Raw genomic sequence first — 26,114 nt, 5'->3', positions numbered from 1 at the left:
CGAGGCAGAGCCTCGCTGAAATCCGTTACTTGTTCAAAGCATCCAGAATGCGGGCCCACGAACGGATGCCCTTGTGAAAGCTTTTGACGTCGTATTTCTCATTCGGCGAATGGATGGCGTCGTCCTCGTTGGCATAGCCGACCAGCATCGAATCCAGCCCCAGAACGGTATTGAAATACCCGACGACGGGGATCGAGCCGCCCATGCCGGTAAACACCGCTTCGCGGTCCCACTCGTCCGACAGTGCTTTGCGCGCGGCTTCGAATTCCGGGCGATCGATATTCATGACCGAAGCGGGCGAACCTTCCAGATCGTTGTCCCAGACAACTTTTGCATCCGGGGACAGGCGATCCTCGACATGTTTGCGGATCTTGTTGCGCAGCGCGTCGGGGTCCATGTCGCCGACCAGTCGGCACGTGATTTTACAATGCGCTTCCGAAGGGATAACGGTTTTCGAGCCTGCGCCATTGTATCCGCCCCACAGCCCGTTCACCTCAAGTGTCGGGCGCGCCCATTGCTGTTCGAGCGTCGAATAGGCTTTTTCGCCGTGCGGCTGGGTATAGCCGACCGAATTCAGATAATCTGCTTCATCGAAACCGCAATTCTGCCACTGGCGCAGCTGGTCCTGGGGCACTTCATGAACGCCTTCATAGAAACCATCGACCGCGACACGCCCGGTTTCGTCATCATAGAATGAGGCAACGATCTTCGACAGCTCGCGCAGCGGGTTCAGCCCCGGGCCACCGTAATGGCCGGAGTGCAGATCGATGCGGGGCCCGATGATCGTGAACTCGTCCTTCAGCATGCCGCGAAGCTGCGCGGCAATCGACGGAACACCTCGCGACACCATGGATGTATCGCAAACCAGCGCCAGATCCGCTTTGAGTTCGGCCGCGTTTTCTTCGAGGAAGGGGACCAGCGAGGGTGAGCCGGATTCCTCTTCGCCTTCAAAGAAGAAGGTGATGCGGCAGGGCAGGGATCCGTGCACCGCTTTCCATGCGCGGCAGGCTTCGACGAATGTCATCAATTGACCTTTGTCGTCCGATGCCCCGCGCCCGCGGATGACGGGGCCGTGCTCGGTATCTTCGATGGCAGGGTCAAACGGGTCGCGTGTCCAAAGGTTCAATGGATCGACAGGTTGCACATCATAATGGCCATAAAACAGGATATGGGGTGCATCCGAGTCCTCGCCCACATGGCCTACGACCATCGGGTGCCCCGGGGTTTCCCGTTTTTCTGCTGCAATTCCGATACTGTTGAGGTCGGCAACCAGCCAGTCGGCCGCACGGCTGACGTCGGCCTTGTACGCGGGATCGGTTGAGATCGAAGGGATGCGCAGCAGCTCCATCAGGCGGTCGATCGAGGTTTGCAGATCTTCGTCAATCCGGTCCAGCACGGTGTCTAGCGACATGGGTATCTCCTGCTTGTCTGTGTTCGCGCGAACCCTAGCAGCGTTGATAGCGCCGTCCAGAGCGGTTGATCTGAATTGTTCATGCAATCACAAGCCCGCGAATGACGTTGCGCGGGCTGCGTCGTTTCCACGCGTCCGATAGCCGGAACTATACTTGCCGTGAGCATTGCAAACTTATATTTGATGCAAATCAAAGTTGGGTTCACCTGTTCGGCTGTAACCAGCTGAATAAAGTAACACAAAGCTGCTGATACAGGTTAAGCTGTTGGATGTGGCAGACTAATTGCCCAAGGGAAACCGGAAACGGGCATTCAAGGAGGGTCCGTTGGACTATACTGCTCAGCTCGATTCAGCGATTGCCAGGCTGCATGACGAAGGACGTTACCGGACCTTCATCGATATCGAACGTCGCAACGGACATTTTCCGCACGCGGTGCGCACGCGCCCGGACGGCTCGCAGCAGAACATCACCGTATGGTGCGGCAATGACTATCTGGGCATGGGCCAGCACCCTGTTGTTCTGAACGCAATGCACGAGGCAGTCGAAGCCGCAGGTGCGGGATCGGGCGGTACGCGCAACATTTCGGGGACAACGGTCTATCACAAACGGCTCGAGGCCGAGCTGGCAGATCTGCATGGCAAGGAAGCCGCGCTTTTGTTCACCAGCGCGTATATTGCCAACGACGCCACGCTCAGCACGCTGCCCAAGCTGTTTCCGGGGCTGATTATCTATTCTGACGCGCTGAACCATGCTTCGATGATAGAAGGGGTGCGCCGAAACGGCGGGGCCAAGCGCATCTTCCGTCATAACGACGTGGCGCATTTGCGCGAATTGCTCGAGGCGGACGATCCCGCCGCACCCAAGCTGATCGCGTTCGAGTCCGTCTACTCGATGGATGGCGATTTTGGTCCGATCGAAGAAATCTGCGATCTGGCAGATGAATTCGGCGCGCTGACCTATATCGACGAAGTGCACGCGGTGGGCATGTATGGCCCGCGCGGCGGCGGCGTGACCGAGCGTGACCGGCTGGCACATCGGATCGACATCATCAATGGCACTCTGGCCAAGGCATATGGCGTCATGGGGGGCTATATCGCTGCCAGCGCAAAGATGTGCGATGCCGTGCGGTCTTATGCGCCGGGCTTTATCTTTACGACATCGTTGCCGCCGGCAGTTGCCGCAGGGGCTGCTGCATCCGTTGCGCACCTGAAAACCGCGTCTGAGCTGCGCGAGCAGCACCAGACCCAGGCGAAGATCCTCAAGCTGCGGCTGAAGGGAATGGGCCTTCCGCTGATCGACCACGGCAGCCATATCGTGCCAGTGATCGTCGGCAATCCGGTGCACACCAAAAAGCTCAGCGATATGCTGCTGGACGATTATGGCATTTACGTGCAACCGATCAATTTCCCGACCGTCCCGCGCGGAACCGAGCGTCTGCGTTTTACCCCGTCTCCGGTGCATGGACCCGACGAAATGAACCGTCTGGTGCAAGCGATGGACGAACTTTGGTCACATTGTGCGCTAAATCGCGCCGAACTTGCCGGATAACCTAACGCCAAAGTGTGCAACGAGTTTGCCGCGTGTTAAGCTTACGCTAACAAAACGAGTAGACGAATCATTGTGGGGATGATTCGCCACTTACGCGAAATACGCGACAGGCAGAATGGGGCAGCAGGGATGATTGGGCGCAGATCTCAGCGCGAATCCGAAGAGGACGTAGATGTCAGACCAAAAGGGTTTGACGACTACGAAGTTCGCCTAGGCGACAAGATGCGCGGTGAACGCGCAACGATGGGCAAATCTCTTCTGGATGTTCAGCGCGAACTGCGGATCAAAGCCAACTATATTGCTGCAATTGAAAACGCCGACCCTGATGCGTTTGATACACCCGGCTTTATCGCCGGGTATGTGCGTTCTTATGCGCGCTATCTGGGTATGAACCCCGATGAGACCTTCGCGACTTTCTGTGAGGAAAGCGGATTTGAGGTCGCGCATGGCATGTCCGCAGAGGCCTCGGTAGTGCGGAAACCTTCGGGGGCTCTGCCTGCGCGCGGTCCGATGGGGCGGGATCCGTTCATTTCGCCCAATACGCCCTATATTCCGGGCAAGGAGTCTCTGGTCAGTCAGATTGAACCTCGCGCAATCGGCTCGTCGCTGGTATTGCTCGCGGTGATCGGTGGCATTGGCTATGGCGGTTGGGCTGTTTTGAACAAGATTCAGCAAGTACAGGTCAGCCCGGTTGAACAGGCACCGGTGGTTCTGTCTGATCTGGATCCGCTGGATGCGGCGCGCAGCAACGTGTCAGATGATGTTACGGAAGTAGCAAGTGCCGAAGCACTGGACCGTCTCTATCGTCCGCAGGCGCTGGATGTTCCGGTGCTGGTCTCGCGGGATGCTCCGATCTCAACGCTTGATCCGCGCGAGGTTGGAACCTTCCGCCCGCCCGAATTGCCGCAGTTCGAAGTGGCTGAACTGCACACGGTCGAAAAACCGGCCCTGCCGCAAGTGGTCGAACAGATCGACACCACGCTAAAGATCGTGGCAGTTGATCCCGCCTGGATGCGTGTGACGGCTGCGGATGGCAGCGTCATTTTCGAAGGTACGCTGGGAACCGTCGAGCAAGGCAGTGTATTCGAAGTGCCCCTGACAGAAGAACCGCCGACATTGCGTGCGGGCGCGTCGGGATCGGTATATTTCGCGATGAACGGTGAACATTACGGCCCGGCGGGTGCTCCGGGCACGGTCGCCAAGGGTGTTGTTCTGTCGAAAGACGCCGTGTCCGAGGCCTATGCCGTCGCCGATCTGGAGGCGGAACAGAACAGTGCGCTCAAGCAACTGGTGGCGGAACTGCAAACCGAGGCGACAGAAACTCCCGCCGAGTGATCTAGCCATTGCGATAACCCCGTTGCCGAACTATCTACAATCGCAACTCAGGCAGACGCGGATCCGTCCTTATGTCCCTCAATCACGTGCGCCCATGGCGCGACATCTATCGTCGTAAATCCCGTCAAATCATGGTCGGCAACGTCCCCGTTGGAGGCGATGCACCCATTGCCGTTCAAACCATGACCAATACGCTGACCACCGATGTGGCGGCGACCGTGGCGCAGGTGCAGGCGGCGGCCGAGGCGGGTGCGGATATCGTTCGCGTATCGGTTCCTGACGAAGCGTCGTCCAGGGCGCTGAAACAGATCGTTCGGGAAAGCCCGGTGCCCATCGTGGCGGATATTCATTTCCACTATCGGCGCGGGATCGAGGCCGCCGAAGCGGGCGCTGCCTGTCTGCGCATCAACCCCGGCAATATCGGCGACGAAACCCGGGTAAAAGAAGTCATCCAGGCGGCGCGCGACCACAACTGCTCGATCCGCATCGGCGTGAACGCGGGCAGCCTGGAAAAGCACCTGCTTGAGAAGTATGGCGAGCCGTGCCCCGAGGCGATGGTCGAAAGCGGGCTGGAACATATCCGCATCCTTCAGGACAATGATTTTCACGAGTTCAAGATCAGCGTAAAGGCCAGCGACGTGTTCCTGTCGGCCGCGGCCTATCAGGGCATTGCCGAGGCGACGGATGCCCCCATCCATCTGGGCATTACCGAGGCCGGAGGGCTGGTCAGCGGCACGATCAAATCGGCCATCGGGTTGGGCAACCTGCTGTGGATGGGGATCGGCGACACGATCCGCGTCAGCCTGTCTGCTGATCCGGTGGAAGAGGTCAAGGTCGGGTTTGAAATCCTCAAATCCCTTGGCCTGCGTCATCGGGGCGTCAATATCATCTCGTGCCCATCCTGCGCGCGACAGGGTTTTGATGTCATCAAAACCGTCGAGGCGCTGGAACATCGCCTTGAACACATCAAGACGCCGATGTCCCTGTCGATCATCGGCTGCGTGGTCAACGGGCCGGGTGAAGCGCTCATGACCGATGTTGGTTTCACCGGCGGCGGGGCAGGGTCCGGCATGGTCTATCTGGCCGGCAAAGCCAGCCACAAGATGTCGAACGACCAGATGATCGATCACATCGTGGAAGAGGTCGAGAAAAAGGCGGCTGAACTGGATGCGGCGGCTGAAGCGGCTGAATAGCATGTTTCTTCGCGACATTTAAAAACCGGGCATCTGTTGTGTAGCGCAATGGATGCCGCCGCCAAGCTCTCCCAGCACATCCACGTCAAGCGTCACGACTTCACGCCCAGGGTGGTGCCTTGCAAGCGTTTCCGACGCGATCCTGTCTGTTTCCGAGTCTCCGAACCGGGCCGCAATCACACCGCCATTGCAGACGTAGTAATTGGCATAAGAGGCCACGAAATCCGGGTCTTCGACACGGCGGAAATGCGGCTCGGGTATCACGTCCATGTTGATGCCCGCGGCAATGAGACGATCATGGGTGTCCAGCGCGGCCATGTGGAAAGGATCATCTTTGTCCGGTTCATCCGGCAAGTTGATGATGCCGCGACCGGGGCCGGTAAAGCGGGCCAGACTGTCAATGTGATAGTCGGTGATATCTTCGCCCCAGACTCCTTCGGACCAGATCATGCGTTTGGCCCCATAGGCCGCCAACAACCGGGCTTCGATCTCGTCCCGAGTGAGGCCGGGATTGCGGTTGTCATTCACCCACGAGCTTTCATGCGCCATTAGCGTCCCATGCCCATCCTGCTCGACGCCACCGGCTTCGCCGATCAGCCCGGTCGGCAACAGGGGCAGACCCAGCCTTTCGGCCACTCTGCCGGCAATTTTCGCATCATGTGCGTGAACCTGTTTTCTTCCCCACCCATTGAACTGGATCTGTTGGACCGCAAGCGCGCCACGGGTATTGATCGCAAAGACCGGGCCTGCGTCCCGGCACCACAGATCTTCGGTCGGGACATCCCTGATCTCGACCGCCGCAGAAAGCCGTTTGCTGATGTCTGCGTGATGTTCCGATCCGGCGAGCATTGTGACGGGTTCAAAAGCAGAGATCGTGTTTGCGATTTCCGCAATGGTCCCCTGTACCATTTCCAGAAAAACGGGATCGCGATATACGGTTCGGCTGACCGGCCATTGCATGAAAGTGCGTTCATGCCGGGCGTCTTCGGCCGGCACGTGGAAGCCTGTCGCGGACTGCGCAATAGACTGGCCAGAGAAACACGTCATACCCAACGCTCCTCCGGCCACCAGAAATTCCCGCCGCTTCATGGCACGTCGCCGACAGATCCGGCCTTAGCCGCGTTCGGCACGTATACCGTTAACGATTTGCTGCATCTGATCGGCTGGCAAATAGCCACGCAGCATCTCTGTGCCCAACACGAACGAAGGCGTGCCCGAGATCTGCATCCGCTGGGCCAGAGCACGGGTGCGCGCAATCTCATCCGTAACGCGATCGCTGTCCATCGCCGCGATGATCTCGTCGCTGTTCAGCCCCAAACCGTCCGAGATGCGGCGCAGGGCAACTTCGGTTGGCTCGCCGGTGAATTCCAGCAGGGCATCATGGACCTGCTTGTATGCGTCGTCGCCCGCCACGTGTTTGGTGGCCACGGCAAAACGTGAGGACAGCACAGACGCATCACCCAAAATGGGGAATTCCTTGATCACAAGGCGGATGTTGCCGTCTTCTGCCAGCAGGCTGGTAACTTCGGGAACGGCACGGCGGCAATAGCCACACCGGTAGTCCATGAACTCGACCAGCGTGATGTCGCCATCCGGGTTGCCGCCAACCCAGCTGTACCCGTCATCAAACAGTTCATCCGCATTGGCGGCGACCAGTTCTTTGTCCGCCGCGGCTTCGGCGACGGCATTGCGCTCTTCCAGAATGTTGATGGCTTCGATGATCACTTCGGGGTTTTCCAGCAGGTATTCGCGCACCTGGGCACCAAATTCCGCCTTCTCGGCATCGTTCATCGCATTCAAGTCCAGCGCCTGCGCCGAGGTCGCCGCCATGGAAAGCCCCAGAAGGGCGGGTGCAGCATGTCTGAGGATCATTTCCGTTTCCTTTTGTCTTTGTCGAGTCGTTCCGCCGCAATCAACACGTCTTGTGCCCTTTGCCAACCCGGTGAACCTTCGGGCAGTCGTGCCACGGCGCGTTTCGCGTGAATTCCGGCATCTTTCAACCGCCCTTGCAGCGCATACCGCTCTGCCGTCACGGTGGATGCCATACCATCATTGCCAACCTGAGCATAGGCCACACCCAGATCCTGCAACAGCCTGGCGTTCCGATAGTCCCGGGCGCGGGCTTTTTCCAGCACGCTCAGGGCCTGTTTGGTTTGACCCTGCGCCAACAGCGCCCGCCCGTATCCAGCCAGGATAAGCGCATCGTTCGGAGCCATTTCAACAGCGTTCCCATACGCTTCAACAGCCGCGCCTATTCGCCTGTTTTCCAGCAGAATTTGCCCTTTCAGGTCATAATAGTAGGGGTCGTTCGGGCGCAGCGCCAGGGCCTCGTCGATGGCACGACGCGCGCGATCCAAATCACGGTTCTGATGATGGGCCGAAGCCTCGCGCATCAGGCGGATGTCCTGAGCGGTTTCTTCTTTGGCGCGCCGTAATGTCCAACTGGGTGAGCGTAAAAAGGCCGACAGTTTGCCTTTGACGCGGGCAAACCAGTAATCGGCATTGGCATTCGGAACGGCCTTGTCGCCGAACTCATCCAGAAACGCTTCGGCGGCGCGCAATCGTTCACGACTGGTGGGATGCGACCGCATGTACGGGTCCTGATTGGCGACGCTCAGCAATTCCTGACCCGCGAATTTTCTGTGCAGCTCCACCATGCCGCTGGGGGAAATCTGAGCCCATCGCAGATAGCTTGCGGCGCTTCGGTCGGCCGAGGCCTCTTCGGCGCGGGTATGGCCCAGAAAGCTGCGGATTGCGGCGCCTTGGGTGCCTGCGGCGATGCCAATGGCGGCTTCACCCCCTCCGGCCGCAGCCGCAAGCAGGGCCAAAGCGGTACCAAGGCCCGCATTGCGCCGCGCCGCCTTCAGGTTTTCGGCGCGGCGGGCCAGATGGCCGTTCGCGATATGCGCGGCCTCATGCGCGATCACCGCTTGCAGCATTTCGGGGCTTTCGACCGTAAGGATCAGCCCGTAATTCAAATAGATGGCGTTGTAGTCTATGACGAATGCATTGAACGTGTTGTCATTGACCACAAGGATTTGAACCCGATTGGTGTTCAGACCGGCGGCGCGCAGAACCGGAAAGGCAAGCTCGCGCAGGCCACGCTCGATATCGGGGTCGCGGATCAGGCTTTGCCCATGGGATTGCGTTGCCGCCGCCAGCCAGACACCAACCGACAGGATCAGAGCCGGGATTGACCTCAGCAGGGATACGCGTTCAAAAGCCATGGCTGCAACATGGGAGATGGGCATGAGAAACTCAACCCGGTCCGGGGTCGATCCCTTCATCGTGATGGACGTGATGGAGGCCGCGCGCCGTGCGGAAGAAGCGGGTCGCCATGTGATTCACATGGAAGTTGGCCAGCCTGGAACCGGCGCCCCCAAGGGCGCGACCGAGGCGCTGGCCAAGGCGATGGATCAAAGCCCGTTGGGATATACGGTGTCTCTGGGTTTGCCTGCGCTGCGAAAGCGTGTCGCGCAGCTTTATGGTGAGTGGTACGATGTGGACCTGAACCCGGGGCGCGTGGTCATCACGCCCGGATCGTCCGGCGGGTTTCTGCTGGCTTTCACGGCATTGTTCGACAGCGGGGATCGCGTCGGAATCGGTGCGCCGGGGTATCCGTCTTATCGCCAGATTCTCAGGGCACTTGGATTGGTGCCGGTCGATCTGCCGACTGCGCCTGAAAACCGTCTGCAACCCGTGGCAGCGGATATTCAGGGAATGGGCCTGAAGGGGCTGATGGTGGCGTCTCCGGCGAATCCTACCGGCACGATGCTGGATCACGCCGCCATGGGGTCGCTGATCGAAGCCGCACACGGGCAGGGGGCATCCTTCATCAGCGACGAAATCTATCATGGTCTGGAATATGAGGCCAAGGCCGTGACCGCGCTGGAACTGACGGATGAGTGCTATGTGATCAACTCGTTTTCCAAGTATTTCTCGATGACCGGTTGGCGCGTGGGCTGGATGGTCGTGCCCGAGGATCAGGTGCGCGTGGTCGAGCGGATAGCCCAGAACATGTTCATTTGCGCGCCGCATGCCAGTCAGGTTGCCGCACTGGCCGCGATGGATTGCGAGGACGAACTGCAAGCCAATCTGGACGTGTACCGCCGAAACCGCGCCCTGATGCTGGACGGGCTGCCCAAGGCGGGCTTTACGAAAATCGCGCCTCCGGACGGGGCTTTCTATGTATATGCCGACGTGTCTGACCTGACCGATGACAGCCGCGCATTTGCGGCCGAGATTCTGGAAAAGGCCGGGGTCGCGGTCACGCCGGGTCTGGATTTCGATCCGCAGCGCGGCCATACGACGTTGCGTTTTTCCTATGCGCGTTCGACGGCCGACATTCAGGACGGGCTGGAACGGTTGCGCGTTTTCATGACCGAGCGGAAGGTGATCGGGGAACCTGCCTGAGCCGTTCACAAATCAGCCCTTGTGGTATAGGCTGCCCGGCAAACGATCTCGGGAAAACTTGAGGCCATGAGCAGGATCTTCATTTGCATCGCCCTGATCTGGGCGCTGTGCGGCAGTGCCGTTGCGCAGGATTTCAGTGCGCTGGCACGCGTTCAGCCCGACCAAAGCCGCATCACGGATGTGGGACGAACCGGCGTTCGCGTGGATATCGGCCTGAGCCAGGGGGTGCCGTACCGGATCTTCACCTTGCAGGATCCGTACCGGATGGTTCTGGACTTCAACGAAGTGGATTGGACCGGGCTGAACCGAACGGATTTCCTGCAATCCGAACGCGTCAGCGGCGTGCAATTCGGAGCCTATGTTCCGGGTTGGTCGCGGCTGGTGTTGGAACTGGGCGCTCCGATGGCCGTAGACACTGCCGAGTTGGCTGTTGCCGAGGATTCGGGGTCGGCTATGCTGTCTCTCAACCTCAAGGGCACGGATTTTGATACGTTCAACGCAACCGCAGGTGCGCCGCGCAACCCGGGATGGGACCTGCCGGAACCGGCTGATGTGCCGCAGGCATCGGCGCGCTCGGCAGACAGGCCGTTGCGCGTGATGCTCGATCCGGGGCATGGCGGGATTGATCCGGGTGCCGAAATCGACGGCGTTGATGAAAAAACCCTGATGCTGACCTTTGCCCGCGAACTGCGCGAAGTTCTCTTGCGATCAGGAGGTTATGAGGTGGTCCTGACCCGGGTTGACGACCAGTTCGTCTCGTTGGAGCGCCGGATTGCCCTGGCGCATCGGGCTGGCGCGGATCTGTTCATTTCGCTGCATGCGGATTCCCTGTCGGAAGGTCAGGCCCATGGGGCTGCCGTCTATACCCTGTCGGCCGATGCTTCGGATGTGGCCAGTTCAAAACTGGCCGAGCGGCATGATCGGGGGGATTTGATCTCGGGTATCGATCTGAATGGTGCCGATGATCAGGTGGCCGATGTTCTACTTGATCTGGCGCGCCAGGAAACGATGCCGCGGACCAGGTCCTTGGCCAGCGCGATCGCCAACGGGATGGCCCAGCAAGGCGGGCCGATGAACCGTAAACCGCTGCGGACCGCTTCGTTCTCGGTGCTCAAGGCGGCCGATATTCCGTCTGTTTTGGTCGAACTTGGATTTCTGTCGAGCCCCAGAGATCGAGAAAACCTCAGGGATTCGGAATGGCGGGCGAAAATGGCCTTGGGTATTTTTCAGGGGATCGAAGACTGGCGTCAGCAGGATGTGATCCGCAAATCCCTGATTGGCCAGTGACCTTGCGACGCAAAACGGCTAGAATACGCTTGGTGTTTTGACCCTTGGGCGGTGCAACACTATATAGGCACCACCGCGAGAAAAAGGCAGTAACGTGATCCGGTTCATTCTTTCGTTTTTCGGGGCGATCTTCAGTATCGTTACCTTGGGTATTTTCATGGTCGCACTGGTGATCGGTGCGGTGTTCTGGATGTATGGCCGGGACCTGCCCAGCCACGAATCCCTGGCCCAGTACAAGCCCCCGACGATCAGCCGGATCTATTCGGGCGAAGGCCAGTTGATCGACGAATTCGCGCAGGAACGCCGCCTGTTCACGCCGTCCGCGGAAATTCCCGATCTGGTGAAGCAGGCGTTTATTTCGGCGGAAGACAAGAATTTCTATACCCATCAGGGTTATGACCCACGCGGCATCGTCGCGGCAGGTGTCGAAGCGGTGCGCACCAAAGGCGGTACCGTGCGCGGTGCGTCGACCATTACGCAGCAGGTGATGAAGAACTTCCTGTTGTCGGGCGACCGCCGGGCGGAACGCAAGATCAAGGAAATCATCCTGGCCACCCGGCTCGAGGATACCCTGGACAAGGAGCAGATCCTTGAGCTCTACCTGAACGAGATCTTTCTGGGTCAGAACTCGTACGGTGTGACGGCCGCCGCGCAGACCTATTTCAACAAGACCTTGCAGGAACTTGCCCCGCACGAAGCCGCGATGCTGGCCGCGATGCCCAAGGCGCCGTCGGATTACCACCCGGTTCGGGAAAAGGAACGCCTGCTGGCCCGCCGAAACTATGTGCTGCGTGAGATGTACCAGAACGGTTACATCGATCAGGCGACCTATGAGTCCGAGGTAGAGATGCCGCTGCGCTCGGTTCAGAACGGCGATTTCGAAAGCTTCCGCACCGCATTGCCGCCGCGTGACTACTTCACCGACGAAATCCGTCGCCAACTGAGCGAGGACTTTGGTGAAGGTGAGTTCTTTACCGGCGGCTTCACGGTTCGTGCGTCGGTGGACGAAGAAATGCAGGTCGAGGCCGCAAAGGCCCTGCGCACGGCGTTGCAAAAATATGACCGGTCGCGCGGGAAATGGCGCGGCACCGGCGAAGTGATTCCGGAAGAAAAACTTGCGGATGAGGCACAGTGGCGCGAGGCACTGTCGCTTCTGGAAATCCCGCGCGATGTGGTGCTGCCGACCCGCTGGTATCCCGCCGTGGTTCTGAATGTCTCGGATCAGCAACTTACCGTCGGGATCGAAGACGGCCCTGCGGATGGCACTATTCCGCGGTCCGATATCAAGTGGATGCAGGGTGATTTTGCGGCGAACTTCAAACGCGGTGATGTGATCCTTGTTGTCGAGGGCGAAGAGGGGCAGTGGTCTGCCCGTCAGGTGCCCGAAGTTCAGGGCGCCTTTGTGGCGATGGATGTGAACTCGGGCCGCGTTCTGGCGATGCAGGGCGGGTTCTCGTATCAGGATACCGTTTTCAACCGCGCCACGCAGGCACAGCGCCAGCCGGGGTCCAGCTTCAAGCCCTTTGTCTATGCCGCCGCGCTGGACAGCGGATACAGCCCGGCAACCATCGTTGTGGACGCACCGATCGAGGTGAACACGCCACAGGGCTTGTGGCGGCCCAAGAACTCGTCAAACAAGTTCTACGGGCCGACGCCCTTGCGCACCGGGATCGAGCAGTCGCGGAACCTGATGACCATCCGTCTGGCGCAAGAGGTCACGATGCCGGTGGTTGCAGGCTACGCCGAACGCTTTGGCGTCTATGACCGGATGGGCGCGTTCCTTGCAAACTCGCTGGGGTCCGAAGAAACGACGCTGTACAAGATGGTCGCCGCTTATGCGATGTTCGCGAACGGGGGTCAGCGGGTTGAACCCACTCTGGTCGACCGTATTCAGGACCGGTTCGGCAAGACCATCTATCGTCATGATGATCGCCAATGCCTGAATTGCAACTCGACCTGGCTCGAGCCCGACGAGGCCCCAACCCTTGTCACGGACCGCGCGCAGGTCATGGATGCCATCACGGCTTATCAGCTGACGTCCATGATGAAAGGCGTGGTGGATCGCGGCACCGCCTCGCGCTATGTGAACCTGCCGGTGCCGACGGCCGGCAAGACCGGAACCACCAACGAATCCAAGGATGCGTGGTTCATCGGCTTCACCTCGAACATCGTGGCGGGCTGCTATATCGGTTACGACCGCCCGCGCCCGATGGGGCGGGGGGCTTATGGTGGTACCTTGTGTGGCCCGGTGTTCCAGAGCTTCATGGAAAAAGCCGTCGAAAAGTATGGCGGTGGGCCATTCAAGGTTCCAGAAGGTGGCCACTTCATCAAAATCGACCGTTTCAGCGGCGCCCGTCTGCCGGATGACGCCACTGGCGACTATGTCGTGGCCGAGTTCTTCCGCGACGGTGTCGATGGGTTCATCGACCGTGTTTACGACGGTGGTTTTGCGATTGGTTCCGACCTGCCTTTGTTCGAGGAAGCACAGCGCGCAGGTGTGCAGGTTCAAACTTCCACCGGTCAAACCATCACGGTCGGCCCCAAGGCCACGCAAGGCGATCTGAGTACCGGCGGTCTTTACTAATCGGCCACGTCCAGAAAAAGGTGCAAAAGGTCGGCTTCCGAGTCGTTTTCGATGGCACCGTCGGATCGCCAGCAGATGGACAAGGCGCATTTGACGGCTGCCCATTGGGTCAGCCGTTTCTTTGAAATATTCATGGCTTCGGAATATAGCGACAGGCAGGTTTCGATCTGCCGGGGATCGCGCACCAATTCGGTCATGCCTTTTGGGTGCCGCAGTGCATTTGCCAGTTCAAAGGCCGGATCTCCTGCATATCCTTTGGCATCGAAAACCCGCGGGCCATTGTGGGTCAGAATAATGTTGTCCGGGTGAAGATCCCCGTGCAGGGGTACCGGCGTGGGCTGGCTGATCAACAGGTGCTGACCCAGATTCGTGGCGGACAGCACGTCCTTGCGCAGAAGGGTTGGGCAGGCCGGAGCAAAGGTGCAGCCGAACAAAGGGGCGAACACCTGGTTCAGGGGTTTCAAGCCACCGACGTCAGCGGTGGCCTTCCCATGCAGGCGCGCCGCCGTTTCTGCAAGGATCGCAACAGCGTCTTCAGGACGTCCTGCCCGCGCAATGTCCCCCAAAGACGGGCCTTCCAGCCATTCCATCAGAACGGCATTCCGTTCCTCGTTGAGAACCCGAACCGCGCCCCGGTCATGCCAGGCTTTCAACAGCGCGGTCCCGGGTTCTTCGTTGCCGCGATCCGGTCCGCGATAGAGTTTCAGGGCGGCCGGCCCGTGTTCCGACTGTACCTTCCACACCCGCGCCTGGGCTGTCTCGGCAACCAGTTCCGGTTGATGCAATTCCCATCGATCCAGAAACTCTTGGAATGTGCCTGGCATTCACGCTCAGCCCGTCTTGTGGTGTCTCGCACCTCTTGCTATCACGCAGGCCTGATTGAGCAAGTTGGGACAAGACCATGCGCGCCGAAACCCAGAACACTGTGGCGGAAATCGAAAAGTCGCTGGAGCTGCTGGCGCAGCGCATGGACTATGAGACCGCGCCGCATCGCCTTGAGGAATTCAATGCGCGTGTCGAAGATCCCAACCTGTGGGACAATCCGGAAAAGGCGCAGAAACTGATGCGCGAGCGGCAGATGCTGGTCGACGCGATCGAGACCTACGAGTCCATCAAAACTGATCTCAGCGACAATATCGAACTGATTGAGCTGGGCGAAATGGAAGAAGACGAAGAAGTTGTCCAGGACGCCGAAGCCGCGATCAAGGCGCTTCAGGCCAAGGCCGCGAAGAAAGAGCTTGAGGCCCTGCTTGACGGTGAGGCCGACAGCAACGACACCTTCCTCGAGATCAACTCGGGCGCGGGCGGAACCGAAAGCTGCGACTGGGCCTCGATGCTGGCGCGGATGTATGTGCGCTGGGCCGAGAAAAAAGGCTATACGGTCGAGCTTCAGTCCGAAACCCCGGGTGAAGAGGCAGGGATCAAATCCGCTGCGTACAAGATTTCCGGCCACAACGCCTACGGCTGGCTGAAATCCGAAAGCGGCGTGCACCGGCTGGTGCGGATTTCGCCTTTTGACTCGGCGGCCAAGCGGCACACCTCGTTCTGTTCGGTCTGGGTTTATCCGGTGGTCGACGACAATATCGAGATCGAGGTGAACCCCGCCGATATCCGCATCGACACCTACCGGTCATCGGGTGCCGGTGGTCAGCACGTGAACACCACGGACTCGGCCGTGCGGATCACGCACATTCCAACCGGGATTGTCGTGACCTCGTCCGAGAAGTCGCAGCACCAGAACCGCGATATCGCCATGAAGGCTCTGAAATCGCGCTTGTATCAACTGGAGCTGGACCGCCGGAACGCCGACATCAACGCGGCACACGAGGCCAAGGGGGATGCGGGCTGGGGCAACCAGATCCGGTCATATGTTTTGCAGCCCTACCAGATGGTCAAAGACCTGCGGACCAATTACGAGACCTCGGATACCAAGGGTGTTCTGGACGGCGATCTGGACGGCTTCATGGCGGCCACACTGGCCCTGAACGTGGCGGGCAAGAGCCGCTCCGAGGCCCAGGGCGACATCTGAGGTGAAGCGTAACAGCCCTTTCCTGAACGTTCTGAAAGGGCATTGGCAGCTTATCCTCATCACGGCCCTGGTGTTTCTGCTTTGGAATACACTGGTTGCGGTTCCACTGAAGATACTGGTCGTCTTTCTGCATGAGCTGTCTCATGCGGTGACGATCCTGATGACGGGTGGCTCGGTCGAGAGCTTTTCGATCTCATCACAACAGGGCGGCGTTGTCGTCGGCCGGGGCGGCAATCGCTTTCTCAGCCTGTCTGCCGGGTATCTTGGTTCACTGGCGCTTGGCATGGCCCTTTTGATCCTTGCCTTGCGAACAAGGGCCGACCGCGCCGTTCTGGCGGGTTTTGGCGGTGTCATGTGTCTGGTGGCGGTGCTGTATATCCGCGACCCGTTCGCCCTTGTTTTCAGCATCGGAACCGGGGCTGCGATGATTGCTGCGGCGTGGTATCTGCGTCCCGATGCAAGCGATCTGGTGCTGCGTGTGATCGGATTGACCAGTATGATCTATGTCCCTTTCGACATCTTCGATGACACGATCCAACGGTCTGGCGCGCGTTCGGATGCATTCATGCTGGCCGAGGAATTCGGTGGCTCTGCCATGTTGTGGGGCGGGATCTGGCTGGTGCTCAGCTGCATCGCGATCGTTCTTTGCTTGCGCTACTGGCTTGGGGCTGACAGCAACCTGCATTTTCGCAGATCAGCGCGCTGACATTGCCGTCTGGGACGACGCTGAAAAGATACATTTAAACAGTGGGTTTAAATGATCCGAGCTGCCCGCTAGGCTGCCGGAAACGACAATGGATTGGCGCGTCATGGACCTGACCCGGATATCGGCTACAGACCTTTTGAAACAGTTGGCCAACCGGCAGGTTTCAGCCTCGGACGTGATGCAGGCCACGCTGGATCGCATCGCCAAGGTCAATGGTGAGGTGAATGCCATCGTCGCATTAAGGGATTCAGATGGTTTGATGGCCGAGGCGAAGGCCTGTGACGACGGCCCGATCACCGGCCCGCTGCACGGTCTTCCAATCGCAGTCAAGGATCTTGTGAACGTGGCGGGTGTCGTCTCGTCGCAAGGATCACCCGTTTTTCAAGACCACGTGCCAGCCAGTGACGATCTGATCGCCGCGCGGATGCGGCAAGCCGGTGCCATCCTGATCGGAAAGACCAATACGCCGGAATTTGGGCTGGGATCGCACACGTTCAATCCGGTCTATGGGGCAACGCGCAACCCTTATGATGCCGACCGTACCTGCGGTGGCTCATCCGGCGGGGCGGCGGTTGCCTTGGCGACGGGCATGGTTGCGCTGGCCGATGGCTCGGACATGATGGGCAGCTTGCGCAACCCTGCCGCCTGGAACAACGTTTATGGCTTTCGGCCAAGCTGGGGCAGGGTGCCTTCCGATCCCGTCGGGGACAGCTTTTTGCACCAGTTGTCGACACTGGGCCCCATGGCGCGCTGCCCCGAAGATCTGGGTGTTCTGCTTGATGTCATCTCGGGTCCGGACCCGCGCTTGCCGCTGGCCGTTGAAAGTGCGCCGGTGTCGCCGGTGACCGCCGCAGATCTGCAAAGGCTGCGGATCGGGTGGCTTGGCGACTGGGGCGGCGCTTTTCCGACCGAGCCCGGTATTCTTGACATCTGCAAAGACGCGATGGACGTGTTCGAAACACGTGGCGCGCGGGTTGAGGACGTCGCCCCGCCTTTCGATGCCGAAAAACTCTGGACCAGCTGGATCACCTTGCGGTCGTTCAGCGTGGCCGCCGGGCTGGAACCCCTGGCGTCGCAAAAGGAAGATTTGAAAGATTCAGCACAATGGGAACTGGATCGGGGTCTGGCAATGAGTGCAATGGAGGTGCACCACGCTAGTGTCATCCGCTCGGAATGGTTCCGTTGCGCGGCGAACCTGTTCGAACAGTTTGACGCGTTGGTTCTGCCGTCCGCTCAGATCTGGCCGTTTTCGGTTGATTTGCCTTACCCGACAGAGATCGCGGGCCGGACCATGGATACCTATCACCGATGGATGCATGTCACGATACCGGTCGGCCTGATCGGCCTGCCATGCCTTGCTGCGCCCGCGGGGTTTGGCACGCAGGGGCTGCCAATGGGGTTTCAATTGTTCGGGCCCAGAGGATCGGATCGGAAACTATTGTCAGTCGGTGCGGCTTACCACGCCGAAACCAATTGGCCGAACAAGAGGCCGGCGATGCAATAACGCCGGTCAGGGAGGAGGAAGACAACATGGACAAACCCTTTGGTGTTCCGGATATGCGACCGGTCGATACTGCCATGCTGCGGACTGCATTGCAGAGCGCCTGGGCCGACTTTCGCCGCGCACCGCTGTTCGGCCTAATTTTTGCGGGGTTTTACGTACTGTCCGGGTGGGCGATGGCATGGGTGACAATTCAGACCGGAACAACCTTTTGGCTGGTGCTGGCGGCCATCGGGTTTCCGCTGATCGGCCCGTTTGCCGCTGTTGGTCTGTACGAGGTGTCGCACAGGCTGGAACAAGGCGAGCCGCTCGACTTTGGCGCGATCTTCGGGGTCGTGATGCAGCAAAGCCGCCGACAATTGCCCTCGATCTGCGCGATCATAGTTGTCGTGTTTCTTTTCTGGTTTTTTCTGGGTCACATGATTTTTGCCCTGTTCATGGGGTTGGCGACGATGACCAACGTGTCGACCTCGCTTGAGGTGTTTCTGACATTGAATGGCCTGACAATGCTGGCCGTCGGCACGGCCGTCGGGGCGGTTTTTGCAACCGTTCTGTACATGATCACCGTTCTGTCGATCCCTCTGCTGCTGGACCGCGAGCTGGACTTCGTAACGGCCATGATCACCAGCTTTACCTACGTGTCAGAGAACTTTACGGTGATGCTGGCCTGGGGTGCCTTCATCGCGGTGCTGACATTTCTGGCGATGGTGCCCTGGTTTCTGGGGTTGCTGGTGGTCCTGCCGTTGCTGGGACATGCCAGTTGGCATCTGTACCGGCAGATCACGCAGAATGATGAAGGGAAAACACCAACCTGAGGCGGTAGGTTACAGGTTCTGAGCCACGTTGTTCGTCGACAATCGCGCAGCAGCAAAAATGGCCGTCGAGTCGTGCCCAAGGTATTTTAGCACAACGGGTTCGGGCGTTGTCGCATTTGTCGGGCTGATGACCGACCCACGCCAATGAACTGCCGTTCCCGTGGGGTCCGGAGAGATCAGATAGACCCGGCTGTTCTGACCTTCCCGTTGGGAGGTCAGCATATAGACAGTGTCACCGCTTGAGGCTGCTATCCCCTGTATTTCCCGCGCCTTCGGGGGTGCCTCGGGCATTGCTGCTCGCGACACGTAGCCACGGATCAACGTACATTGGGCCAAGGGTCGGGCGTGCAGCAGGGTCATCCGGTGTTCAGCCGACAGGCTTTCGATCACCGCGTAGAACCCGGGGGAAAACGGGGATTTCTCGATCGCATCCGCACCCGAGCCCAGAAACTCTGTCAGGGCCGGAGTTGCAGGGTGTTCTTCGATCTTCTCAATCTCGTCCAGCGGTTTCAGAAGAATGCGGGCATCGACATCGAAAAACCTGCATATACGGTCCAGCACATCCGGTCTGGGTACGCTTTCACCGGAAAGATATCTGTTGAACTGGGTACGGTTTACGCCAAGTTGTCGGCACAGCGCCGAGATCGAGCGATATCGCTTCGCCAATTGCCGAAGGTTCGCACCAAACATTGCGCGAATCTCAGCCGGACTACGAATATCGTCAGTCATGGGTGCCCACGTCTTGCTTAGTTTCCGGAAGAAACCATCGTCGCACTGAAGCCGAAGCCCTGTGCATTTTTAAAATCGTACAGAATGACCCCAAGCAACGTATCCCCACGTCGCGTTGCAGCTTCGAGGCTAACGCCCTCATGTGTAAAGGCAATAGGCTTTATCTGAAAATGCCTGATCTTTATTGGGAAAAGCCGACCATATGGCAATTATAGCGCATTCAGATCGCAAGAGTTGAATTTGAAAGGACCAGCAACCCTAAAAAGTGTTCCCGCCTTGGCTGCAAGACAAGCGCCAAGGCGGGACAGGTCGATCAATCGCCGCGCAGCAGGGCCGCTACGCCGGTACGCGCGATTTCCATCAGGCCCAGCGGGCGCATCAGGTCGGCAAATGCGTCGATCTTGTCGGGCGCACCGGTGATTTCGAAGATGAAGGAATTGAGCGTGCTGTCGACCACATTGGCGCGGAAGATATCGGCCAGCCGAAGGGCTTCGACCCGCTTGTCGCCTTCGCCGACGACCTTGATGATCGCCAGTTCACGCTCGACCGAGGCGCCCTCGACGGTCAGATCATGCACGTCACGCACCGAAACAATCCTGCCAAGCTGCGCCTTGATCTGTTCGATGACCTGCGGCGTGCCGGTGGTGACGATGGTGATGCGGCTCAGGTGGCCGGTATGATCAACCTCGGCCACCGTCAGGCTTTCGATGTTGTAACCACGACCCGAGAAAAGGCCGATGACACGGGCCAGCACTCCGGGCTCGTTTTCGACCAGAACCGCGATGGTATGGCGTTCCTGAACGTCCGAGAAGGTGGGCCGTAGGTTATAGGCCGAATGGCGGGTAGAGCCTTTTTTGATATGTAGGGCAGACATTTACGTCCCTTTCATCATCCTTGACAGGTTGGGTACAGCGCGGCGCTCAACCAAATCCGTCGAATTTCGTTAAACCAGAACCGAACCTTTGGAGTCGATCACGCCCTGCGTCTCGGCCTCACCCAGCAGCATCTCGTTATGGGCCTTGCCCGACGGGATCATGGGGAAGCAGTTCTCGTGCTTTTCGACCAGACAGTCAAAGATCACCGGACCGTCGTAATTGATCATCTCCATGATCGCGTCATCCAGATCGGCAGGGTCGGAACACAGGATACCTTTGGCGCCAAAGGCCTCAGCCAGTTTCACGAAATCGGGCAGGGCCTCGGACCAGGAATGTGAATAGCGCTCGCCATGCAGCAGCTCCTGCCACTGGCGGACCATGCCCAAACGTTCGTTGTTCAGGATGAACTGTTTCACCGGCAGGCGGTACTGAACGGCGGTGCCCATTTCCTGCATGTTCATCAACCAGCTGGCCTCGCCGGCGACATTGATCACCAGAGCATCCGGATGCGCCATCTGCACGCCGATCGAGGCGGGGAACCCATAACCCATCGTGCCCAGACCACCCGATGTCATCCAGCGGTTGGGGTCTTCGAACCCAAGGTACTGCGCCGCCCACATCTGGTGCTGACCCACCTCGGTGGTGATGTAGCGATCATGCTTTTTTGTCAGTTCTTCAAGGCGTTGCAGCGCGTATTGCGGTTTGATCGACTTTTCGCTGTTGGTGAAGGCCAGGCAGTTGATCTTGCGCCACTCGGCGATCTGGTTCTGCCATTGTTTGACATTCGCGGCGTCCGTCTTGCGGCCGCGCGACTTCCAGATCTTCAGAATATCCTCGAGCACATGCGCCACATCGCCGACGATCGGGATGTCCACCCGGATGACCTTGTTGATCGAGGACGGGTCGATGTCGATATGCGCTTTTTTCGAGTTCGGCGAAAACGCATCGATCCGCCCGGTGATCCGGTCATCGAACCGCGCACCGATATTGATCATCAGATCGCAATCATGCATCGCCATATTGGCCTCATAAAGGCCGTGCATGCCGAGCATTCCCAACCAATTTTCGCCCGAGGCAGGATAGGCGCCAAGTCCCATCAGGGTTGAGGTGATCGGAAAGCCCGTTGCATCCACCAGTTCACGCAGCAACTGGCTGGCCGCGGGGCCGGAATTGATAACACCACCGCCGGTATAAAAGATCGGTTTCTTTGCGGTTTCCATCGCGGCAACCAGCTCGGTGATCTCTTCCAGATCTCCTTTCATCGCGGGTTGGTAATGCGAGGTCGAAGGTTTCGGGCTGGCATATTCGCCCGACGCGAACTGCACATCCTTCGGGATGTCGATCAGCACCGGGCCGGGGCGGCCCGAGGTGGCGACATGGAATGCCTCGTGCAGGGTTTCAGCCAGCGAGTCCGTGTCCTTCACCAGCCAGTTATGCTTGGTGCAGGGGCGGGTGATGCCTACGGTGTCGGCCTCCTGAAACGCATCCGATCCGATCATGAAGGTCGGGACTTGCCCGGTCAGAACGACGATCGGGATCGAATCCAGCAACGCATCGGTCAGACCGGTGACAGCATTGGTGGCACCGGGGCCTGACGTGACAAGCGCGACGCCCGGTTTTCCCGTCGATCGGGCATAGCCTTCGGCCGCGTGGATCGCGCCCTGTTCGTGACGCACCAGAATGTGGCGAATGTCGTTTTGCAGAAAGATCTCATCATAGATCGGTAGCACGGCGCCACCGGGGTATCCGAATACCGTGTCCACGCCCTGATCCTTGAGGGCCTGAACCACCATCTTTGCGCCGGTCATCTCACGTGTCATCTGCTTTGCTCCGTTCGCGACATGTGTCTTGCGTTCGACAAAAAAAAGCCCCCGATTTTTCGGAGGCGCATGGGTTCGATTATGGTTTACCGTTACCGGCCCATGCGCGTGGTTCCTACGATTACGACTAGCGTTCTCATCGCCAGAGGCTCCTTTTTGCTTGGAGGCGACATTATGGTCGGGGGGAAGGGGCGTCAACAGGCAATTGCACCAATTTTCTATCTCAGCGGCGGTATTTTGCGACATTTTATTGCGCAGAGTGCCGCATGTCGGGAATTTCCGGGAATTCGGCGGGTGAGCTGGCCGTTTTGTGTGCGAATAAGGCGGTCTGAAAGCGTCAGGCCGATGTCCGAAACGGGCATGATCATTACTTTTTTCTGCGCCACGCTGAACGTGCAGGGGGCAAATCCCGGAGGCTTGAAATGTTGCAGGACCTGGTTGATCTTGGCCGCTATCCAATCGATCGTCCGGATTCACCGGCTTATGACCGGCTGATCGAGGATTTGAGACGCGAGTTGGAACAGGATGGATGTGCTGTTCTGCCGGGTTTCGTGCACGAAGCAGGGGTCAAGCTTCTGGTGCAAGAAGCCGAGGGGGTGGCGCCCAAGGCGCACCGGTCCTTCAACAGAACCAACGCCTATTTCACGAAGGACGACCCAAGGCTTGGCATCGCTCATCCGATCCGCCGGTTCTATGATCGTTCGAACGCCTTTGTTCCGGCCGACAATCTTTCGAAATCCGGCCCGCTGCGGCGCATTTACGAGTTCGACGGCTTTCTTCCCTTTGTCCGCGATGCCCTGAATGAACCCGAAGACCGCTTTTTTCGCTACAATGATCCATTGGCGGACGTGATCATCAATGTCGTGGAAGAAGGGCAGGGCTTTCCCTGGCATTTCGACACCAACAACTACACCGTGACGCTGGCCATCCAGAACGGAGAGACGGGCGGCGCGTTCGAGTATGTGCCCAACCTGCGGACGGCGGAAAATGAAAACTTTGATCTGGTGGCCTCGGTTCTCGATGGGAACATGGGGCGGGTTCGCCGGCTGGAGCTGCGGCCGGGGGATTTACAGATTTTCAAGGGCCGGTATTCACTGCACCGGGTCGCTCCGGTCAGAGGCAAGCGCCGTCGTTATGTCGGCATCTTTTCCTTTGTCGAGGCTGAAGGCATGTGTGGCGGTGTGGAACGGACGCAGCAGTTGTATGGCCGCGTTTTGCCGCATCACTACAAGCGCGCGGGACTGCGAAAGGATCAATTGCTGGATTGAGTGTTCAACCTCGGTACAATGCACCTGTTTCCTGTCCGGAGAGTCAGATGCCCAAGATTTTGCAGCTTACACCATTTGTGTTGTGCTCGTCCCTGAAGGACCAGATCGACTTCTATTGCGATCGCCTTGGGTTCACCTGTGGGTTCACGCAAGACAATTATGCCTTTTTGAAACGTGGTCCTGTTGCGATCCGCCTTTTGGAGTGCCCGCCGCGGGATGACGGCAAGCCATTGGGTGATGAACACTCCTTCTATATCGATGTTGAAGATATTGATGGGCTTTATGACAGCCTGCGCGACCGATTGGCCGATCTGCCCGAAGGCCGTGTCAGGCCGCCGTTCAATCAGCCCTATAATCAGCGTGAATTCCACGTTCTGGACGAAGACGGGACATTGGTTTTTTTCGGAGAAGGTCTTTGACCCGGCGGGTACCGCTCCCACCCATCGTCAACACGCCTGTGGCGCGTATCCTCTGGTTGGGCCGGGCAGCGCTACGCGCTGCGGGCGCGTGCAGATCAGAAACCGACGCCAGTCCCTTGCAGCACGCCATGTTCCAAAGCGTAGCGTGTCAGCCCGGCGGTTGAAGATATGCCGAGTTTGCGCTTTATATTCTTGCGGTGCGTTTCGACCGTCCGCACGGAAATATCCAGCGTTTGCGCAACTTCCTTGTTGGATTTGCCCTGCGCTAGTTCCAGCAGAATGGTTTGTTCACGTCCGGTCAGCGCTTCGCGCACGTTGTCGCCCTTGGGCTTGAGCGATCCGCTGGCGCCGGTGCACAGATACTGTTCACCCCGCATCACCGCATCAATGGCCTGCTTGATCTCTTCCGTGGGCACATCCTTGAGCACGTAACCTTTGGCACCGTGGCTGAGCGCGGTCGAGATATATTCCGGGCTGTCATGCATCGACAGGATCAGGATGCGCGTTTCCGGCAATCGCTCCAGGATGATTTCCGTGGCGCTGAGACCGCCGAGGCCGGGCATGTTCAGATCCATCAGGATCACATCCGGGGCAAGGTCAACAGCCTGATCCACTGCCGCCTGTCCGCTGCCAAGCGTACCGACAACTTGGATCTCATCATAGCTTTCAAGGATGGACTGGATGCCCTCGGCCACCATTGGATGGTCGTCGACGATAAGAACTCGGATGCTTTCGGCGCTCATGTGCCGGCCTTTCGGTTCGGAGTTGCGTCTTCCTGCGGCGGCAGAAGGTGGCTCAGCGGCAGGCTGACTTCGATGACAGTGCCGCCGCGCGGCCCGCGTGATGACAGAATGCGCAGGGACCCGTCAAGCTGTTCGATGCGCTCTTGCATGTTGCGCAACCCGATCCCGGTGCTGGGGGTGCTGGGATCGGTCCGCATGCCCCGGCCATTGTCAGTGATCCGCATGGTTGCACCTTTCTTGTGCCCGCGCAGGTCTATCGTAACATGCGTGGCGCCAGAATGGCGCTCGATATTGGTCAGCGCCTCTTGCGCGATGCGATACAGGGCAATCTTGCTGTCTTGATCCAGGCGGTTGCGGAACACCACGGTCGAGAATTCCGTCTCGATCCCGGTGCGGTCCCGGAAATCGTCGGTCAGAGCTTTCAGCGCTGGCCCAAGGCCCAGATCGTCCAGTACGCCGGGGCGCAGGTCGCGACTGATGCGGCGGACCTCGGTGATGGCGGTGCCAAGATGGTCAATCCCTTTGTCCAGCGGATCGCGTGCGCCCGCGTCATCGCCGCGCGACAGGCGGCGCCGCGCGTTGTCCAGCGCATAGCGTACACCGACCAGAATCTGGCTGATGCCGTCATGCAGTTCGCGGGCAACGCGGCCTCGTTCCTCTTCCTGGGCATCGAAGACGCGCTGGGTCAGTTCCTTCAGCTTGGCGTCCGCAAGTCTGCGCTCGCGGATGTTCAGCAACATGCCGGATGCAAAGACGATGAGCACCGCCGCCACAACGATCGCGCCGATATACATGAAGGTGCGCTGAACGCGGGCCTCGACCTCGGCCCTGGCGTTGGCGACCGTTGCAACGATGTCGTCGATGAAGACTCCTGTTCCCACGACCCAGCGCCAGTCCTGAAGCCCGACGACATAGGCGATCATCTGTGCTTCCTCTCCAGTCGAGGGCTTTTGCCACATGAAGCTGTGCCAACCAGCCCCCTGGCGGGCGAGGCGGATGAACTCGTCAACGATCGGAGTGCCGTCGCTGTCCGTCAGCCCTTCCCAGTTTCGGTTGATGAACTGCGTCTGGCGGGGGCTGACCAGGTTGTTGCCGTCATAATCGTAGACAAAGAAGAACCCATCCTGGCCATAGATCATTGCCGACAGGATTTGGGACACTAGGTTTTTCGCGACCTCGTCATCAGGCTCGGCCCGGCCATAGATGTAGGCGAACCCGTTGCGCGCCTGCGTAACGTAGTTGCGCAACTCCTCCTTCTTGGCTTCGACCAGGCTGCGTTCCAGCGCTTCGATCTCACGCTCGGCGGTCGCGCGCGCCTCGTACGCCACAAGCACGGCAATTGCCGCCACGGCCACGACGAGCGGGATTGCGGCAACCAGTGACAATTTCTGCGCATAGGTCAGCGAGACCAGATGTCGGAGTCTTTGCATGGACGAA

The 26,114-nt window shown here is 59.1% G+C and carries 22 protein-coding genes; 12 read left to right on the top strand and 10 right to left on the bottom strand.

Annotated features, from left to right (window positions below; all coding sequences use genetic code 11):
• Positions 1-25 precede the first annotated feature (25 nt).
• Positions 26-1,411: a dipeptidase gene (locus FIU92_RS09210; protein ID WP_152458285.1), complete on the bottom strand. Its 1,386-nt coding sequence runs from the start codon at positions 1,409-1,411 to the stop codon at positions 26-28.
• A 325-nt stretch (positions 1,412-1,736) separates the two neighbouring features.
• On the opposite strand from FIU92_RS09210, the gene hemA reads away from it, so the two are divergent.
• The 3 genes from hemA to ispG all read left to right on the top strand — a co-directional run bounded on the left by hemA (position 1,737) and on the right by ispG (position 5,488).
• Positions 1,737-2,960, top strand: a complete 1,224-nt coding sequence (gene hemA, locus FIU92_RS09205; RefSeq protein ID WP_152458284.1) for a 5-aminolevulinate synthase — start codon at positions 1,737-1,739, stop codon at positions 2,958-2,960.
• A gap of 129 nt (positions 2,961-3,089) precedes the next feature.
• Positions 3,090-4,295, top strand: a complete 1,206-nt coding sequence (locus FIU92_RS09200) for a helix-turn-helix domain-containing protein (protein ID WP_152458283.1) — start codon at positions 3,090-3,092, stop codon at positions 4,293-4,295.
• A gap of 71 nt (positions 4,296-4,366) precedes the next feature.
• The gene (ispG, locus tag FIU92_RS09195) at positions 4,367-5,488 is read left to right on the top strand and encodes a flavodoxin-dependent (E)-4-hydroxy-3-methylbut-2-enyl-diphosphate synthase (RefSeq protein ID WP_152458282.1); all 1,122 of its coding nucleotides are present in this window, start codon (positions 4,367-4,369) and stop codon (positions 5,486-5,488) included.
• A gap of 18 nt (positions 5,489-5,506) precedes the next feature.
• Here the strand turns inward: ispG and FIU92_RS09190 are convergent, their stop codons facing one another.
• The 3 genes from FIU92_RS09190 to FIU92_RS09180 are packed head-to-tail and all read right to left on the bottom strand — an operon-like array spanning position 5,507 to position 8,739.
• Positions 5,507-6,577 (bottom strand): agmatine deiminase family protein, encoded by a 1,071-nt coding sequence (locus tag FIU92_RS09190; RefSeq protein WP_152458281.1) that lies wholly within the window; start codon positions 6,575-6,577, stop codon positions 5,507-5,509.
• Between the two features lie 24 nt (positions 6,578-6,601).
• Positions 6,602-7,360: a DsbA family protein gene (locus tag FIU92_RS09185; protein WP_152458280.1), complete on the bottom strand. Its 759-nt coding sequence runs from the start codon at positions 7,358-7,360 to the stop codon at positions 6,602-6,604.
• Entirely contained in the window at positions 7,357-8,739 is a 1,383-nt protein-coding gene (locus FIU92_RS09180) for a M48 family metalloprotease (RefSeq protein ID WP_152458279.1), read from the bottom strand. The genes FIU92_RS09185 and FIU92_RS09180 overlap by 4 nt, the downstream gene beginning before the upstream one ends.
• On the opposite strand from FIU92_RS09180, the gene FIU92_RS09175 reads away from it, so the two are divergent.
• The 3 genes from FIU92_RS09175 (at position 8,738) to FIU92_RS09165 (ending at position 13,772) form a co-directional block, all read left to right on the top strand.
• Positions 8,738-9,901 carry a pyridoxal phosphate-dependent aminotransferase gene (locus tag FIU92_RS09175; RefSeq protein ID WP_152458278.1) on the top strand — a complete coding sequence of 388 codons (1,164 nt, stop codon included), beginning with the start codon at positions 8,738-8,740 and terminating at the stop codon, positions 9,899-9,901. The genes FIU92_RS09180 and FIU92_RS09175 overlap by 2 nt on opposite strands.
• A 66-nt stretch (positions 9,902-9,967) precedes the next feature.
• On the top strand, positions 9,968-11,188 hold the full coding sequence (locus FIU92_RS09170; RefSeq protein ID WP_152458277.1) for an N-acetylmuramoyl-L-alanine amidase: 1,221 nt from the start codon (positions 9,968-9,970) through the stop codon (positions 11,186-11,188).
• A gap of 94 nt (positions 11,189-11,282) precedes the next feature.
• Positions 11,283-13,772 carry a penicillin-binding protein 1A gene (locus FIU92_RS09165; RefSeq protein WP_152458276.1) on the top strand — a complete coding sequence of 830 codons (2,490 nt, stop codon included), beginning with the start codon at positions 11,283-11,285 and terminating at the stop codon, positions 13,770-13,772.
• Here the strand turns inward: FIU92_RS09165 and FIU92_RS09160 are convergent.
• On the bottom strand, positions 13,769-14,596 hold the full coding sequence (locus FIU92_RS09160) for an aminoglycoside phosphotransferase family protein (protein WP_152458275.1): 828 nt from the start codon (positions 14,594-14,596) through the stop codon (positions 13,769-13,771). The genes FIU92_RS09165 and FIU92_RS09160 overlap by 4 nt on opposite strands.
• 77 nt (positions 14,597-14,673) lie before the next feature.
• Here FIU92_RS09160 and prfB point away from each other — a divergent pair, with 77 nt between their 5' ends.
• The 4 genes from prfB to FIU92_RS09140 all read left to right on the top strand — a co-directional run bounded on the left by prfB (position 14,674) and on the right by FIU92_RS09140 (position 18,823).
• Positions 14,674-15,801, top strand: a complete 1,128-nt coding sequence (prfB, locus tag FIU92_RS09155; RefSeq protein ID WP_152458274.1) for a peptide chain release factor 2 — start codon at positions 14,674-14,676, stop codon at positions 15,799-15,801.
• A 1-nt stretch (position 15,802) separates the two neighbouring features.
• On the top strand, positions 15,803-16,507 hold the full coding sequence (locus FIU92_RS09150; protein ID WP_254705281.1) for a M50 family metallopeptidase: 705 nt from the start codon (positions 15,803-15,805) through the stop codon (positions 16,505-16,507).
• Between the two features lie 103 nt (positions 16,508-16,610).
• On the top strand, positions 16,611-18,011 hold the full coding sequence (locus FIU92_RS09145; RefSeq protein ID WP_152459872.1) for an amidase: 1,401 nt from the start codon (positions 16,611-16,613) through the stop codon (positions 18,009-18,011).
• Between the two features lie 26 nt (positions 18,012-18,037).
• Positions 18,038-18,823: a DUF2189 domain-containing protein gene (locus FIU92_RS09140; RefSeq protein WP_152458273.1), complete on the top strand. Its 786-nt coding sequence runs from the start codon at positions 18,038-18,040 to the stop codon at positions 18,821-18,823.
• Positions 18,824-18,832: 9 nt separating this feature from the next.
• On the opposite strand, the gene FIU92_RS09135 is transcribed toward FIU92_RS09140, so the two are convergent.
• From FIU92_RS09135 to FIU92_RS09125, 3 genes are all read right to left on the bottom strand, one after another.
• Positions 18,833-19,552, bottom strand: coding sequence for a helix-turn-helix domain-containing protein (locus FIU92_RS09135; protein ID WP_152458272.1), 720 nt, complete (start codon positions 19,550-19,552; stop codon positions 18,833-18,835).
• A 313-nt stretch (positions 19,553-19,865) separates the two neighbouring features.
• Complete coding sequence (ilvN, locus tag FIU92_RS09130) at positions 19,866-20,426, bottom strand: acetolactate synthase small subunit (RefSeq protein WP_117868667.1); 561 nt, start codon at positions 20,424-20,426, stop codon at positions 19,866-19,868.
• Between the two features lie 69 nt (positions 20,427-20,495).
• Positions 20,496-22,247 (bottom strand): acetolactate synthase 3 large subunit, encoded by a 1,752-nt coding sequence (locus FIU92_RS09125; protein WP_152458271.1) that lies wholly within the window; start codon positions 22,245-22,247, stop codon positions 20,496-20,498.
• A 422-nt stretch (positions 22,248-22,669) separates the two neighbouring features.
• Here FIU92_RS09125 and FIU92_RS09120 point away from each other — a divergent pair, with 422 nt between their 5' ends.
• Both FIU92_RS09120 and FIU92_RS09115 read left to right on the top strand, forming a co-directional pair.
• Positions 22,670-23,515 (top strand): 2OG-Fe(II) oxygenase, encoded by an 846-nt coding sequence (locus FIU92_RS09120; RefSeq protein WP_152458270.1) that lies wholly within the window; start codon positions 22,670-22,672, stop codon positions 23,513-23,515.
• 47 nt (positions 23,516-23,562) lie between these two features.
• Entirely contained in the window at positions 23,563-23,934 is a 372-nt protein-coding gene (locus FIU92_RS09115; protein ID WP_152458269.1) for a VOC family protein, read from the top strand.
• Positions 23,935-24,029: 95 nt separating this feature from the next.
• On the opposite strand, the gene FIU92_RS09110 is transcribed toward FIU92_RS09115, so the two are convergent.
• Positions 24,030-24,677, bottom strand: coding sequence for a response regulator transcription factor (locus tag FIU92_RS09110; protein WP_152458268.1), 648 nt, complete (start codon positions 24,675-24,677; stop codon positions 24,030-24,032).
• Entirely contained in the window at positions 24,674-26,107 is a 1,434-nt protein-coding gene (locus FIU92_RS09105) for a cache domain-containing protein (RefSeq protein WP_152458267.1), read from the bottom strand. The genes FIU92_RS09110 and FIU92_RS09105 overlap by 4 nt, the downstream gene beginning before the upstream one ends.
• Positions 26,108-26,114: the final 7 nt, after the last annotated feature.

The organism is Ruegeria sp. THAF33 (assembly GCF_009363615.1).
Classification (GTDB): domain Bacteria; phylum Pseudomonadota; class Alphaproteobacteria; order Rhodobacterales; family Rhodobacteraceae; genus Ruegeria.
This window is presented reverse-complemented; position numbering and strand designations above follow the sequence as displayed.